The organism is Methylomonas sp. BG-2, from assembly GCF_057766305.1.
On sequence record NZ_JBYMAP010000103.1, the window covers coordinates 1 to 14,910 of the forward strand.

Annotated in this window: 17 protein-coding genes; 14 read left to right on the top strand and 3 right to left on the bottom strand. The window is 55.3% G+C overall.

Annotated elements, in window-relative coordinates; translation table 11 throughout:
• Positions 1 to 317 precede the first annotated feature (317 nt).
• From AC3B8H_RS11480 to AC3B8H_RS11490, 3 genes are all read right to left on the bottom strand, one after another.
• Complete coding sequence (locus tag AC3B8H_RS11480) at positions 318 to 560, bottom strand: HigA family addiction module antitoxin (protein WP_488441712.1); 243 nt, start codon at positions 558 to 560, stop codon at positions 318 to 320.
• A 31-nt stretch (positions 561 to 591) separates the two neighbouring features.
• Complete coding sequence (locus AC3B8H_RS11485; protein WP_488441713.1) at positions 592 to 846, bottom strand: type II toxin-antitoxin system RelE/ParE family toxin; 255 nt, start codon at positions 844 to 846, stop codon at positions 592 to 594.
• A gap of 84 nt (positions 847 to 930) precedes the next feature.
• Positions 931 to 1,899: a helix-turn-helix transcriptional regulator gene (locus AC3B8H_RS11490; protein WP_488441714.1), complete on the bottom strand. Its 969-nt coding sequence runs from the start codon at positions 1,897 to 1,899 to the stop codon at positions 931 to 933.
• Positions 1,900 to 2,274: 375 nt separating this feature from the next.
• Between AC3B8H_RS11490 and AC3B8H_RS11495 the strand changes: the two genes are divergently transcribed.
• The 14 genes from AC3B8H_RS11495 (at position 2,275) to AC3B8H_RS11560 (ending at position 14,606) form a co-directional block, all read left to right on the top strand.
• Positions 2,275 to 3,195, top strand: a complete 921-nt coding sequence (locus tag AC3B8H_RS11495; protein ID WP_488441727.1) for a KpsF/GutQ family sugar-phosphate isomerase — start codon at positions 2,275 to 2,277, stop codon at positions 3,193 to 3,195.
• 12 nt (positions 3,196 to 3,207) lie between these two features.
• Positions 3,208 to 3,741, top strand: a complete 534-nt coding sequence (kdsC, locus tag AC3B8H_RS11500; RefSeq protein ID WP_488441715.1) for a 3-deoxy-manno-octulosonate-8-phosphatase KdsC — start codon at positions 3,208 to 3,210, stop codon at positions 3,739 to 3,741.
• On the top strand, positions 3,738 to 4,307 hold the full coding sequence (gene lptC, locus AC3B8H_RS11505) for an LPS export ABC transporter periplasmic protein LptC (protein WP_488441716.1): 570 nt from the start codon (positions 3,738 to 3,740) through the stop codon (positions 4,305 to 4,307). The genes kdsC and lptC overlap by 4 nt, the downstream gene beginning before the upstream one ends.
• On the top strand, positions 4,294 to 4,794 hold the full coding sequence (gene lptA / locus AC3B8H_RS11510; RefSeq protein WP_488441717.1) for a lipopolysaccharide transport periplasmic protein LptA: 501 nt from the start codon (positions 4,294 to 4,296) through the stop codon (positions 4,792 to 4,794). Before lptC ends, lptA begins: the two co-directional genes overlap by 14 nt.
• Complete coding sequence (gene lptB / locus AC3B8H_RS11515; protein ID WP_488441718.1) at positions 4,794 to 5,519, top strand: LPS export ABC transporter ATP-binding protein; 726 nt, start codon at positions 4,794 to 4,796, stop codon at positions 5,517 to 5,519. The genes lptA and lptB overlap by 1 nt, the downstream gene beginning before the upstream one ends.
• 14 nt (positions 5,520 to 5,533) lie before the next feature.
• On the top strand, positions 5,534 to 6,970 hold the full coding sequence (locus tag AC3B8H_RS11520; RefSeq protein WP_488441719.1) for an RNA polymerase factor sigma-54: 1,437 nt from the start codon (positions 5,534 to 5,536) through the stop codon (positions 6,968 to 6,970).
• Positions 6,971 to 7,007: 37 nt separating this feature from the next.
• Positions 7,008 to 7,298, top strand: a complete 291-nt coding sequence (gene hpf / locus AC3B8H_RS11525; RefSeq protein WP_488441720.1) for a ribosome hibernation-promoting factor, HPF/YfiA family — start codon at positions 7,008 to 7,010, stop codon at positions 7,296 to 7,298.
• Between the two features lie 51 nt (positions 7,299 to 7,349).
• Positions 7,350 to 8,219 carry an RNase adapter RapZ gene (gene rapZ / locus AC3B8H_RS11530; RefSeq protein WP_488441721.1) on the top strand — a complete coding sequence of 290 codons (870 nt, stop codon included), beginning with the start codon at positions 7,350 to 7,352 and terminating at the stop codon, positions 8,217 to 8,219.
• A 17-nt stretch (positions 8,220 to 8,236) separates the two neighbouring features.
• Positions 8,237 to 9,595, top strand: a complete 1,359-nt coding sequence (gene mgtE, locus AC3B8H_RS11535) for a magnesium transporter (RefSeq protein WP_488441722.1) — start codon at positions 8,237 to 8,239, stop codon at positions 9,593 to 9,595.
• A gap of 69 nt (positions 9,596 to 9,664) precedes the next feature.
• Positions 9,665 to 10,399, top strand: coding sequence for a septum site-determining protein MinC (gene minC / locus AC3B8H_RS11540; RefSeq protein WP_488441723.1), 735 nt, complete (start codon positions 9,665 to 9,667; stop codon positions 10,397 to 10,399).
• A gap of 20 nt (positions 10,400 to 10,419) precedes the next feature.
• A complete protein-coding gene (minD, locus tag AC3B8H_RS11545; RefSeq protein ID WP_071159103.1) occupies positions 10,420 to 11,232 on the top strand; it encodes a septum site-determining protein MinD in 813 nt (270 codons plus the stop codon).
• Complete coding sequence (gene minE / locus AC3B8H_RS11550) at positions 11,232 to 11,486, top strand: cell division topological specificity factor MinE (protein WP_488441724.1); 255 nt, start codon at positions 11,232 to 11,234, stop codon at positions 11,484 to 11,486. The genes minD and minE overlap by 1 nt, the downstream gene beginning before the upstream one ends.
• A 90-nt stretch (positions 11,487 to 11,576) precedes the next feature.
• A complete protein-coding gene (locus tag AC3B8H_RS11555; RefSeq protein WP_488441725.1) occupies positions 11,577 to 11,774 on the top strand; it encodes a winged helix-turn-helix domain-containing protein in 198 nt (65 codons plus the stop codon).
• Positions 11,775 to 11,999: 225 nt separating this feature from the next.
• Positions 12,000 to 14,606: a glycosyltransferase gene (locus AC3B8H_RS11560; protein ID WP_488441726.1), complete on the top strand. Its 2,607-nt coding sequence runs from the start codon at positions 12,000 to 12,002 to the stop codon at positions 14,604 to 14,606.
• Positions 14,607 to 14,910 lie beyond the last annotated feature (304 nt).

A 14,910-nucleotide genomic window follows, 5' to 3' on the forward strand; every position in this document is an offset into this window, starting at 1 on the left:
TATTTCTTCTTCATTCACGGAGATAAATTCCTTAAGGGATAACTATTCCTTTGCGTCGGTGAGAAATTATAAGTTGGTTAGACGTTTTATGGACACTTTAAGTATTTCCCAAACATCCCATACTCCTTAATCGATCTGGTATAGTGGAGCTCTTCTGGTTCGCTCCCGTAAATTTGTTATCGTTTTCAATGGCTGCTAAATGTCAGGATACTGACTTATAACGATCTGAATACTTAATGGCGCTTAAGGGTCGTTACCGAGAATTTTTTCATGAGGAATTTAGACATCTTGGATGTCGGCTTTCAAGATAGCCATGGTTAAGTGCGCATGTCGTATTCGCTTTGCAGGTTTAGCCAGAACCGTGGTTCCATGCCGAAAAACAAACCCACCCTGAGGGCGGTATCGGCAGTGATCGGGCGTTTGCCATTGACCAATTCGCTGATTCGACTGGGGGGAACGTCAATATACGCGGCGAGCTGACGGGAGGAGATGCCCATCCGCTTCATAAAATCCTCCAGCAAGATTTCGCCAGGGTGTATTTCATCAAGTAGTTCAATCATGTTTCACCTAGTGATAGTCCACAATTTCGACCTAGTAGGCACCATCTTCTCGCCATGCAAAGCGAATCCGCCATTGTTCGTTGATACGGATGCTGTATTGCCCCCTGCGATCGCCTTTTAAAGATTCGAGCCGGTTTCCGGGTGGAATGCGTAAGCTGGCCAAGTCGGTAGCGGCATGCAGCTGCAAAAGCTTGCGCCGAGCGACGCGCTCAATGTTTTTAAATTGCAGTACCAACTCACTATTGAAAAGCGCTTTGGTATCGGAGCAAGCAAACGAATGAATCATAGCCGCAGATTATTCTGTTATTCGGAATCTGAAAATCGGAATTTTCTAAGCAGCGCTCTTGAACACGCACTGTTCCTTGCCACTTCACCGGTACAACACCAACATCCGCTCCGCCTGCTCGCGCACCAATTCCCGCAAAAACCCCGGCGCCACCACTTCCACCTCGGCGCCGTATTTCAAAACGTCCATCAGCAGTTCTTCGTGGCGGTTGAAGGGGATGCGCAGTTGATAGCGACCGTCGGTTAGCCACTCGCATTGTTGTTGGCTGTGCCAGGTTTCGTCGGATACCCAGCGCCCGGCCTTGGCGGAGAAGTTGAGAACGGCGGTGTGCTTTGGTGTGCCGGCGAAGATGCCGTAGGACGAGCCGAAGTGTTGTTGCAGCGTGGCCGGGTCCAGCAGTTGCGCGGGTTCGCCGATGGCGGTTGCCGATCTGATCCGGTCCAGCGCGAAGGTGCGCGGCTCCTGGCGGTGGTGGCAATAAGCATCCAAGTACCAGTTGTCTTTGTACAAGATCAGGTTTTGCGGCGATACCGGCCGTTCGCTGGTCTGGTTGTCGCCGCGGGCGTGGTAATGAATCAACAGCCGTTGTTGCGCGAACAGGGCCTGGACCAAGGTCAGAAACAAGTCGTCGTTGCGGCTGCGGTAAGCCTGGCTGAGGATTTTGATGCGGCCCAGTTGCGGAGTTTTGACGCCCGGCGAGCGGTCCAGCAGTTTCTCCAGGTGGTCGCGTAGCTGACCGATTTCATTGCGAAGCAAGCCCGGCGCCAGATTGCCCAGCAGATGCTGGCAGGCGACCAGGGCTTGCAGTTCCTCCGCGCTGAGCCAGATGCCGGGCAATTCGAACGGGTGGCGCGGGTCGTCGCGGTCGTAGTAATAGCCGGCGCCGCGTTCGCAGAACAGCGGTGCGTTCAAGCGGTAGCGCAGTACGTCTACCAGACGTTGGCGGGTGGCTTTCGAGCAAGCCAGTAGTCTTTCTATTTCCGGCCCCGAAATCGGCGTGCGGCGGTGTTTGAGCAGGTTGTGGAGTTTGATGACTTTGTCGATGTGCTGCATGGTCCCTCACGGCGTGGCTTTTCCGGCCAATTAGTCTAGCAGTTGTTTCCAGGCGCCGAGGATTACGCGGGCTTCCTGTTGAGTGGTTCCGGTGGGGTTGTCGTGAATGCGGATGTGGGGAAGCGCTTTTGCGTCCAAGTTGAGTTCCACGGCCGGAAGGCTTTCGGGTGAGGCTGAAGCCCCATCGGCGGTAGGTTAACGAAAAATTACTTGATTCGTACTGATGCGATCGCCGCCGAAAGCGAGGTTGCGCGTGAAATTACCGGCGGTTACATGCAATAATGGTTCCTTTTTATTTTACGGTTTTGAGCAGGATACCGGGTGAGTGGCGATAACGAGATTCAGGCCTTGGGGCTGGCGGTGATTCAGACCGAAATGCAGGCCGTGACCCGTTTGGCGGAACGGATAGACGATGCGTTCGTGCGGGCCTGCCATTTGCTGTTGGACTGCAAGGGCCGGGTTGTTGTGACCGGCATGGGCAAGTCCGGGCATATTGCCGGCAAAATTGCCGCGACGCTGGCCAGCACCGGAACGCCGGCTTTCTTTGTGCATCCGGGCGAGGCCAGCCACGGCGATCTGGGGATGATTACTCGCCAGGACGTGGTGTTGGCGTTGTCCAACTCCGGCGAGACCGGGGAAATTTTGACGATCTTGCCTATCATTAAACGGCTGGGCGTGCCCTTGGTGGCGATGACCGGCAACGCCGATTCCACGCTGGCCCGGATGGCTAGCGTGCATCTGGACGTCTCGGTGGAACAGGAGGCCTGCCCGTTGGGCTTGGCGCCGACCGCCAGCACGACAGTGGCCTTGGTGATGGGCGATGCCTTGGCGGTATCGTTGCTGGAAACCCGTGGCTTTACGCGCGACGATTTCGCGTTGTCGCATCCCGGCGGCAGCCTGGGCAAGCGACTGCTATTGCGGGTCGAGGATGTGATGCATCGGGGTCACGAAGTGCCGGTGGTGGCCGACGACGTGTTGGTGAGCCGGGCCCTGCTGGAAATGACTGAAAAGAAACTGGGCATGACGGCGGTGGTTGACGCCGATCGCAAGGTGATGGGCATTTTTACCGACGGCGATTTGCGGCGGATGCTGGAGAAAAACCTCGATGTTCATCTGACGAAAGTCGCGCAGGTCATGAGCCGGCCGGGTACCGTCATTGACGCGGGCATGTTGGCGGCGGAGGCGATGCGCATTATGGAAACCAAAAAAATCAACGCCTTGTTGGTCGTCGATCACGAGCGGGTCTTGCAGGGTGCGCTCAACACCCACGACTTGCTGCGGGCCGGCATCGTTTGAGGACATTGCGACATGTTCGGATTGGATAGACAAAAGCTGCAACTCATTGAAAATCTCAAGCTGTTGATATTGGACGTTGACGGCGTGTTGACCGACGGCCGTCTGTTTTTCGACGACGAAGGCCGCGAGTACAAATGTTTTCATGCCCGCGACGGCCACGGTATCAAGCTGTTGCGGCAAACCGGCGTCGAGGTGGCGGTCATTTCCGGCCGCAAGTCGAATTCGGTGACGTTGCGGATGCGTGGCCTGGGTGTCGAACACGTATATCAGGGTCACGAGAACAAACGGGCCGCATTTGCCGAAATTCTGGAGATGTTGGCATTGCGACCCGAGCAAGTTGGCTATGTCGGCGACGATGTGCTGGATTTGCCGATCATACGCCAGGTCGGATTTGCGGTGGCCGTCGCCGACGCCAATTTCGCGGTCAAGCGTTACGCCGACTGGCAAACCGAAGCGGCCGGCGGACTGGGCGCGGTGCGCGAGGTTTGCGACCTGATCATGCAAGTGCAAGGGCGTTTCGATTCGGTTTTGCAGGCTTATTTATGAGTGGGCATTTTCGCAATCTGGCTGTGTACGGTTACGTCGCGCTGGCGGCGGCACTGTCCTGGTGGCTTGCGGAAATGCACGAGTTGCGCCAGGAGCAGATCAAGATCGAGGAAAACAGCCCCGATTTTTTCAGCGAGGCCTATTACAAGCAGGAAATGGGGCAAGACGGCATCGCCAAAAACGAGCTGTCCGCCGAGCGGATGCAGCATTTTAAAACCGACGGCAGCACCCATTTGCAAAAGCCGGTGATGACGCTTTACAACCCCAACCAAATGCCCTGGGTGATTAAAGCCGACAGCGGCGTGATGGCCGCCGACGGCGAGCATTTGCAACTGAACGGCACGGTTTTTATCAATCGGGAAGCGTCGAAAACCAACGCGGCGCTGACCGTCAATACTTCGGATTTGCGGGTTAATCTCGCCAGCCATTTTGCGGAAACGGCGGCTTGGGCCGAAATTATCGGTCCGCCCAATAAAACGGCGGGAATAGGAATGGAAGCGACCTTTGTCAGTCCGATTCACCTGAAATTGTTGTCCAAAGTGAAAGGTCGCTATGAAATTAAGTAAAATGCTGGGTTGGAGCCTGTTATGGTTCGCGCCGGCGATCGTCGCGCTGGAATCGGATTCGGAACAACCGATTTACATCGACTCGAACAATGCCGTCTACGACGAGAAAACCCAGATCAGTACGTATACCGGCGGCGTCGTCGCGACGCAAGGCACGATTCGTATCGATGCCGACCAGTTGGTGGTTTACCTGAAGGACGGCGCCATCACCAAACTGATCGCCACCGGCAAACCGTCGCGCTTCAAGCAGCTGCCCGCCGTCGGCAAGGACGAAATGCACGGAGAGGGCTTGGTCAACGAATTCTACCCGGAAAAAAATCTGCTGATTTTCATGAAGAATGCCTCGGTTTGGCAGGGCGACGCCAAACAGTCCAGCGAGTATATCGAGTACGATACCAAGAACTCGCTGTTGAAGGCCGGCGAGCAGAGTACCGACGGCAAGCGCGTGCATTCGGTGATTCAGCCCAAGACCAAGAAGGCTCAGTAATGGCGCGCTTGCTTGCCGAACAACTGTACAAGCGCTACAACAACCGTAACGTGGTCGATGGCGTCGGCCTGCGGGTCGATACCGGCGAAGTCGTCGGCTTGCTCGGCCCCAACGGCGCCGGTAAGACCACCAGCTTTTACATGCTGGTCGGCTTGATCCGGGCGGATAAGGGCGATATTTATCTGGACGAGCAGCGCATCACCTATCAGCCGATGCACCGCCGAGCCCGACTGGGGATAGGTTATCTGGCGCAAGAGGCGTCGGTGTTTCGCAAATTGAGCGTCTCGGATAACCTGCGGGCAGTGCTGCAGATTCGCGACGATCTGACCGACGGTCAGATCGAGCTATTGATTGACGAGCTGCTGGCGGAGTTTAATATCAACCATTTGCGCAACCAGCTGGCGCTGGGCTTGTCCGGCGGCGAAAGGCGCCGGGTCGAAATCGCCCGAGCCTTGGCCAGCGAACCGCAATTCATTTTGCTGGACGAACCGTTTGCCGGCGTCGATCCGATTTCGGTGCTGGAATTGCAAAAAATCATCGCGCATCTGAAGCAGCGCGGCATCGGTATTTTGATTACCGAGCATAAGGTCAGAGAAACATTGGAGATATGCGATCGCGCCTACATCCTGAACGACGGCAAGGTTATCGCGGAGGGTATATCCCGCGAACTGGTCGACAACGCGGAAGTGCGCCGAGTGTATCTGGGCGATAAATTTAGCTTATAGATTTTTAAATACTCATGAAGCAATCCTTACAACTCCGTATCGGTCAAAGTCTGACGATGACGCCGCAATTGCAGCAGGCGATCAAATTGTTGCAGATGTCGACCCTGGATTTGCAGCAGGAAATCCAACAGGCGCTTGAATCCAATATGATGCTGGAGGTGGAAGAGGAAGAATCGCTGAATCTGGATTTCCGGGAGAAGAAGGCCGAAAACCCCGACCAAGTCACTAGCGAGGGCTCGCAAACCGACATGCCGGACGAATTGCCGGTCGACGTCAGTTGGGACGATGTTTACGAAAGTAGTTTGCCCAGCGGCGGCGACGATGCCGATACCCCGGAATTCGAAAGTTTTCGCAGCAAATCGGAGAGCCTGCACGATCATTTATTTTGGCAATTGGAACTGCTGCCGATTTCCGACCGCGATTACGCGATCGCGGCGGCGATTATCGACGCGATCAACGACGACGGTTATATCGCCACCGATCTGAACGACATTTGCCAGGGTCTGCAAGAACAACTCGAAAACCTGGAAATCGACGAGGTCCAGGCGGTGCTGCACATGGTGCAAAACTTTGACCCGGTGGGCGTGGCGGCGTTGGACTTGGCCGATTGCCTACGCTTGCAACTGCTGCAAGTGCCGGCGACGACGCCCTATCGGGAGGACGCGCTGGATTTTGTAAAACGGCACCTGGATTTACTGGCGACTTGCGACCAAGCCCGTTTGATCAAGCGGGTCGGCATGACCGAAGATGTGCTGCGGGGCGTATTGGCCTTGATCCGCACCTTGGACCCCAAACCGGGCGGACAAGTCCAAGAGGTCAACGTTGAATACGTGGTTCCCGACGTGTTCGTCGCCAAGGTGAGCGGCGCGTGGCAAGTGAATCTGAATCCGGAAATCGCCCCAAAATTGCGGATCAACCCGTTTTATTCCGGGATGATCAAACGGGCCGACAACAGCCAGGACAACGTCAGCATGAAAAACCATCTGCAGGAAGCCCGCTGGTTTATCAAAAGCCTCCACAGCCGCAACGATACCTTGTTACGGGTGGCTCGCAGCATCGTCGAAAAGCAGGGCGATTTTTTCGAGCACGGCGCGATCGCGATGAAACCGATGGTGTTGCGCGATATCGCCGAGGAATTGGAGCTTCACGAGTCTACGATTTCCAGGGTCACGACCCAAAAATACATGCACACGCCGCACGGCGTCATCGAATTCAAATACTTTTTCTCCAGCCATGTCAGTACCGATGGCGGCGGAGAATGTTCGGCGACCGCGATTCGGGCGCTGATCAAAGAATTGGTCGGTTCCGAAAACCCGGCCAAGCCATTAAGCGATAGTAAAATATCCGACTTATTGAATGAAAAAGGCATCAACGTCGCCCGCCGCACCATTGCCAAATACCGGGAAGCGATGTCGATACCGCCAACCAGCCAGCGGAAAAGGCTTATCTGAGTACGGAAGAATAAATTTTTAAAAACAGGAGTATTCCATGCAAGTTAGTATCACCGGTCATCACGTAGAAGTTACCGATTCGTTAAAAGCCCATGTCGAAGACAAAATCAGTAAGATCAAGCGTCATTTCGACAACGTCGTCGACGTTCACGTGATTTTGACCGTCGAGAAACTGGAGCAAAAAGCCGAAGCGGCCGTGCAAATCAGCGGCGCCAAACTGTATGCCGAGGATATCCAGGAAGATATGTATGTCGCGATCGACAACATGGTCGATAAACTGGACAGACAAATCGTCAAACACAAAGAAAAAAACCAAAATCACCGTTAAATCCTATCGGTCCGCGGGGGCGGTTTCGCGTCCCCGCCTCGAATTCTCACCATGAAACTCGTCATCGTCAGCGGCTTGTCCGGCTCCGGAAAAAGTATTGCCCTGGATACCCTGGAGGATTGCGGTTACTACTGCATCGATAACCTGCCGGTCGTACTGTTGCAGCAATTTGTCGACGACGTGATGGCAAAGGCCCCGGCCACGTATGCCAAGACCGCGATCGGCATCGACGCTCGCAATCGCACCGAAAAACTGGCGGACTTCCCGGATTGCATCGCGTTTATTCGCGGCAAGGGTATCGATTGCGAAGTGGTTTACATGGAAGCCGACGAAAACATTATCCTAAAGCGTTACAGCGAAACTCGCCGCAAACACCCATTGACCACCGAAAGCCTGCCGTTGCGCGAGGCGCTGGATATCGAGCGGCAAATGTTGCATCCGGTGGCGGTGATCGCCGATATCGTCATCGATACCAGTTTTACCCTTTACCACCAGCTGCGGGATTTGTTGAAAAACCGCTTGGGCGAGAAAGGCAAGAGTTCGCTGTCCATTTTGTTTCAGTCTTTCGGCTTCAAATACGGCATGCCGCTGGATGCCGATTTCGTGTTCGACGCCCGCAGCTTGCCCAATCCCTATTGGGTGCCGCAATTAAGAGGCTTGACCGGCAAGCACGCCGAAGTGGTCGAATTTCTGCGGCACGAAACGGCCGTCAAGGAGTTCTTGCACGACGTCGGTTATTTCGTCGGACGTTGGGCGCCGCGCTTCGAGTCCGATAATCGCAGCTACCTGACGATCGCGATCGGCTGCACCGGCGGTCAACACCGTTCGGTATTTTTGGTCGAAACGTTGGGGCAACACTTTAAAACCCTGACCCCTAATATTATCGTCAGGCATCGGGAGCTACGTTTCCCGGCCTCTTAACCTTCCGGTTGCAACTTATGACAACACCTACCCTGCCGGAGAACGGCGAACATCTGTTGGCGCGCGCTAGCGCGATTCTGGCCCAGGGCTCGCAGATCGAAATCCGCAATCTGGTGCGTTCGCTATACCCGGCCGAAGCCGCTTTCGTATTGGAAGCGCTGGAACCGGAGCCACGAGCCAGCTTGTGGCGCTTGATTCCGCCCAGCGTCATGGGCGAGGTGCTGGTAGAGCTGAACCTCGAAGTGGCGACCGCATTGTTGGCGATCACCGACCGCAAGGATTTGATGGCCGCCACCGAGCAAATGGGTGCCGACGGCATGGTGGATTTGCTACATGTCTTGCCGGAACCCTTGCTGTCTCAGGTGATGGAATCGATCGGCGTGCACAACCGCAACCGGTTCGAACAAGCCCTCGGCTACGGCGAGCATACCGCGGGCGGCTTGATGTCTCGGGACGTCTTGACGATACGGGCCGATGTCACGTTGGATGTGGTATCGCGTTATCTGCGTTTGCGCGGCAGATTGCCGGCCGGCACCGACAGCCTGATCGTCGTCGATCGCAAGGATAGTTTCCAGGGTGTGTTGGCGATCAGCCAATTGTTAACGCACGATCCGCACACCAAGGTCTCCGCGCTGATGGATACCAAGACTCCGGGGATTCCCTACAAAACCTCAAGCCGGGATGTGGCCGCGCTGTTCGAGCGGCGCAAACTACTGTCGGCGCCGGTACTGGCCGACGACGGTAAAGTGCTGGGGAGAATTACGATCGATGACATCCTTGCCGTGATACGCGAGGAAGCCGACCACTCTTTGATGAGCATGGCTGGTTTGACCGAGGAACACGACATGTTTGCGCCGGTCGTCGCTAGCGCCAAGCGCCGGGCCTTGTGGCTGGGCGTCAATTTGCTGACCGCGTTTCTGGCGGCCTGGGTTATCGACTTGTTTGAAGATACGATACAGCAAATCGTGGTACTGGCGGTGTTGATGCCCATCGTCGCCAGCATGGGAGGTATCGCCGGCAGTCAGACCTTGACGCTGGTGGTTAGAGGCTTGGCGCTGGGACAAGTCAGCGGCGGCAATGTCCGCGGCCTGTTGTTCAAGGAAATTTCGGTCGGTTTGTTGAACGGGCTGATGTGGGCGGTGGTCGTCGCCGCCGTGGCCGGGGCTTGGTTTCACAATCCACACATCGGTATCCTGCTCGGCGCTGCCATGTTGATCAATTTGGTGTGCGCGGCCTTTTCCGGCGTGGCGATTCCGGTTTTATTGCAAAAACTGGGTGTCGACCCGGCATTGGCTGGCGGCGTGCTGTTGACGACGGTCACCGATGTGGTTGGTTTTATGACCTTTTTAGGTTTGGCGACGCTGTTTTTACTGTAAGCGATTGTGCTTTTTGTCACGGAAAATGCTAACATTCGAGGCCATACATGAGCTGATTTTCTCAAATCGATGTCCACCGGCACCATTAACTCGCAAAAAACAGCTTTGGAGTTTAAAAGCACCTCACTGACCGTCCCGGTGCTGATGCTGTCCGGAAACGACCTGCCCGCCATTGATGAGCAACTCAAGGAAAAAGTCGCCCAAGCCCCGGAGTTCTTTCGCAATTCGCCGTTGCTAATCGATTTGCAAAAGCTCAACGCGCAGAATCTGACATTGGATTTCGCGGACATCGTGGCAACCGTGCGCTCCCACGGTTTCATGCCGGTCGGCATCCGCGGCGGTAACGAGCAACAAAATCAAGTGGCGCTGGCGATGAATCTGCCGGTGCACTCTCTACACGGCAACAACACCCCGCTGATCAACAAAGAACCCGCCAAAAAGCCCTTGCCGGCCCCTGAGCCGCCGCCCGCCGAGGCCAGCGTCGAAAACAAATTAATCACTCAACCGGTCCGTTCCGGACAACGCGTTTACGCCAAGGGGGATTTGATCGTGACCGCGACCGTCAGCGCCGGAGCCGAAATCATGGCGGAGGGCAATATCCATGTCTACGGTTCGTTGCGGGGACGCGCCTTGGCTGGCGTGCTAGGCAATCCCGAGAGCCGGATTTTTTGTTCCGATTTGCAAGCCGAGTTGATTTCGATAGCCGGCACCTATCAACTGCGCGACGACCTAAGTCAGCACGCCCCGCATAAGCCGGTACAAATCAGCCTGGCGGACCAGAAGCTGATCATCAAAGAACTTTAAGATTTCTAGGAGGAACGACATTGGCCAGAATTATCGTAGTAACATCAGGAAAAGGCGGCGTGGGAAAAACCACCACCAGCGCGGCGATCGCGATGGGTTTGGCCAAGAAAGGCCATAAAACCGCTGTTATCGATTTCGATGTCGGTCTGCGTAATCTGGATTTGATTATGGGTTGCGAGCGGCGGGTGGTCTACGATTTGGTCAATGTGATCAATAACGAAGCGACCTTGAACCAAGCGCTGATCAAGGACAAACGCTGCGATCAGCTTTATATCTTGCCCGCCTCGCAAACCCGCGACAAGGATGCGTTGACCCTGGATGGCGTCGAGCGCATTCTCGAGGAACTCGCCAAGGATTTTAAATACATCGTCTGCGATTCGCCCGCCGGAATCGAGCGCGGTGCTACACTTGCCATGTACTTCGCCGACGATGCCTTCGTCGTGACCAACCCGGAAGTATCGTCGGTGCGCGATTCGGATCGGATGTTGGGCATTCTGGCCAGCAAGTCGCGCCGCGCCGAAAAGGGTGATGAGCCGATCAAGGAATATTTGCTGCTGACCCGTTATTCCCCGGATCGGGTCAAGCTTGGCGAAATGTTGAGCGTGGATGACGTGCAGGAAATCCTGTCGCTGCATCTGTTGGGCGTGATTCCCGAGTCCAAATCGGTATTAAATGCCTCCAACTCGGGCACGCCGGTCATCTTGGACGAACAAAGCGACGCCGGTCAGGCTTACGCCGATATCGTCGCACGTTATTTGGGCGAGGATCGCCCCCACCGATTCATAGAGGAAGAGAAGAAGGGCTTATTTAGCAAGCTGTTCGGGAGTAAGTGATGAGTCTGTTAGATTATTTCCGGTCATCCAAACCCAGTAGCGCGTCGCTGGCCAAGGAACGGCTGCAAATTCTGGTCGCTCACGAGCGCGCCTCGCGAAATCAGCCTTCTTATCTGCCGCAATTGCAACAGGAGTTGCTCGCGGTGATTCGTAAATACGTCAATGTCGGTCAGGATGCCATTACCGTCAATTTCGAGCAGGATGGCAATCAGGAAACGTTGGAACTCAATATTGTGTTGCCCGACGAACGTTAACCGAGCGCTTTAGCGTTCATTAAATTTTCTGCTGCCTGGCGCCGGACCGAATACCCGATTTTTTTGTTGCTTAAAGTGTGAGGAGCTGAAATGGTAGAGATAATTGGTGAAGCAGCCGGAAAAATCTGGCAATTTTTGAATACCAACGGTGAGGCTAGTGTCAACAAAATCACCACCGAAACCGGTCTGGGCAAAAACGAGGTGCAGCGGGCCATAGGCTGGCTGGCTAAGGAAGATAAACTCAACATCGAAATGAAAGGCCGCGTCGAAACGGTCTCTTTGAAGTAGTCGTTCCCTCGTCTTTCCGGCGCGCTTAAGATTGGCCTAAGCGCGTTCGACTCCAATACCCGCGGCTGTGTCGCGGGATTGGGGCTGCCCGGGAGGTGCTTTCCGATTCGTCGTCCGCCGGGTACATCCCGGCGTGTCGGCGTTAGCCTCCGTCGGCGCGTCCGATGCGTCTCGATAACCGCCATAACAACAATAATTTTTCCCTAGCGGAGTTTGTCACCCGAAATGAAAGCCAAAATTGCCACCTTTTTTTCATTGGTGTTTCTGGTTGCCGTCAACCTCGGTATCTGGTCCTACATTAACAACCCTCTAAAAATCCCATCCTGGAATAAAACCATGATGGGATTGACCTTCAGCCCCATGCGTCGAGATTCCAATCCTCGCGAGGGTAAATATCCGACCCAGGAACAAATCGCCGAAGACATTAACCTGTTGTCGGACAAGGCGCATTCGATCAGAACCTATACCGCGCTGGAAGGCATGGAAGTGGTACCCGAGTTGGCGGCTAAAAACGGCTTGAATTTGGCAATGGGAGCCTGGATAGACGACGACCGCGAGAAGAATCGCCGGGAAATCGAAGCGCTGATCCAGCTTAGCAATCAATATCCGAAAGCGATCGTGCGCACGCTGGTGGGCAACGAGACCCAGATTCGCAAGAACGTCGAAATCGAGGAGCTGATCGAGTACATCCGCGAGGTGAAAAAGCGCACCTGGAAACCGGTCAGTACCGCGGAAACCTGGGACGTGTGGGAAGCCCATCCCGAATTGGTTGCCGAAGTCGATTACATCGGCGTGCACATTCTGCCCTATTGGGAAGGCATTCCGATCGAAGAAGCGGTTGATTACGTATTCATGCGCTACCACGAATTGCAAGCCATGTATCCCGGCAAGCAAATCGTGATTTCCGAGGTCGGTTGGCCGTCGGACGGTCAACCCTACAAGCACTCGACCGCCTCCTTGGCCAATCAAGCCAAGTTTCTGCGGGGTTTCCTGAATCGAGCCACCGAGGAAAAACTGATCTACTACGTGGTCGAAGCCTTCGACCAGCCTTGGAAAATCGAGATTGAAGGTACCGCCGGCGCTTACTGGGGCGTATTCAACGTCGATCGCGAACCCAAGTTTCCGATGGAAGGCGACGTGCTGGCCAATCCGACTTGGCGTAACTGGGCCAGCGGCGCGGCTTTGTTGAGCATCATCCTGATGGCGGCGTTCTTGTTTACTCGCAAGAGCTTGAAACTGCCCGGCAAGCTGTTTTTTGGCATCGTCGCCAACTTGGCAGCGTCGGTACTGTTCTGGTCCGCCTCTATCGCCGCCGCGCAATATCAAACCGGATTTTCGGTCGTGTTTTGGGCGATTCTGCTGATGATGCAGGCCATGGCGATTCTGGTGCTGTTGACCGAAAGCCTGGAAATCGCCGAAGTGTTATGGCACCGCAAGGGCCGCCGTACCTTCACCCCGCTAACGCCGCCCACGGATTTCCGATATCCGAAAGTATCCATTCACTTGCCGATTCATAACGAACCGCCGGAAATGGTCCGCAAGACGCTGAACGCGTTGGCCAAGGTCGATTACCCGAATTACGAAGTCCTGGTGATGGATAACAACACCAAGGACCCGGCGGTCTGGCAGCCGGTTCGCGACGACTGCGACCGGCTGGGCGCCAAATTCCGCTTCTTTCATTTGGACAACTGGCCGGGCTACAAAGCCGGCGCGATCAACTACGCCCTGGAAAACACCGCCGAAGACGCCGAAATCATTGCGGTCATCGATAGCGATTACATCCTGTCGCCGGATTGGTTGAAAGCCATGGTGCCCTACTTCGATCAGGAAAACGTCGGCTTCGTCCAATCGCCGCAAGACTATCGAGATTCCCACCAAAGCTCGTTCAAAAACATGTGTTATTGGGAGTACGCCGGCTTTTTCAACATCGGCATGGTGCAGCGCAACGAGTACAACGCGATTATCCAGCACGGCACGATGACGATGATCCGCAAATCGGCTTTCGAGAAAGTCGGTCCGTGGGGTGAATGGTGTATTTGCGAGGATAGCGAACTGGGTTTGCGCTTGTACGAGGCGGGTTACGACTCGGTCTACTGCAAGGAATCCTTCGGCCGCGGATTGATGCCGGATACCTTCTCCGGTTACATGACCCAGCGTTTCCGCTGGGTTTACGGCGCGATGCAGATCATCAAGCAACATTGGCGGCATTTCCTGCCCAACAAGAAGTCTTCGTTGACCTCCGCGCAGCGTTATTACTTCGTCGCCGGTTGGCTGCCTTGGTTCTCCGACGCGTTGGCCCTGCTATTCACCGGCACCAGCCTAGTGCTGACGGCCTTGCTGCTGTACGATCCAAAGCATAGCGAGTTGCCGGTCAACGCCTTTCTGTTGCCGACAATCGGTCTGTTCGCGTTCAAGATCTTGCGCGGACTCTGGCTGTACAAGGCCAGGGTGGCTTGTTCGCTCTGGCAAGCCTTGGGCGCGGCGTTGGCCGGTTTGTCCCTGACCCACACCGTGGCGCGCGGCACCTTGCAAGGGCTGTTTACCTCCGGCAAACCGTTCATGCGGACGCCTAAATATGAGCAACAAGGTCCGCTGGTGGCCGGCTTGTTGATCATCTGGCAGGAACTATTACTGCTGATCCTACTGTTGGCCGGCGCGGTCGCGATGCGGATGGAGCCGCAGTTCGACAATCTGAGCGGCCGGTTGTGGGTGGCGGTATTGGTGGTTCAATCCGTGCCGTATATCGCAACCTTCCTGACGATTTTGATCAGCGTCGCCCCTAACTACATCCCCGGCCAGAAATTGTCGGCCGACGAGTTGGACGCCGAATAAATCCTCCGGCCGCCGTAGCCTCCGCCAATGCCAGTTGGCGGAGGCTTTTTTATTTGCGCTACAGTTTGGCGGGCCATTTCAACGGTGCCCGGGAAAGCCATCCGTCGCTAAGAAACCGAACGTTGCGTGGGAAGCAAAAAGCTGACCGACCCATACGCTTGTTTATCAATCGCCGACGGCGCGCTATCAGCGCGGAAAGCATCAGATCACGCAACCCGGCTAAGAAAATCTGGCGAATTGTTCTTCGCAAAAGCGCTTGGCGGATAAGCCCGCCAAGCGGCTACTTCGGCCCAACGACCTAGAT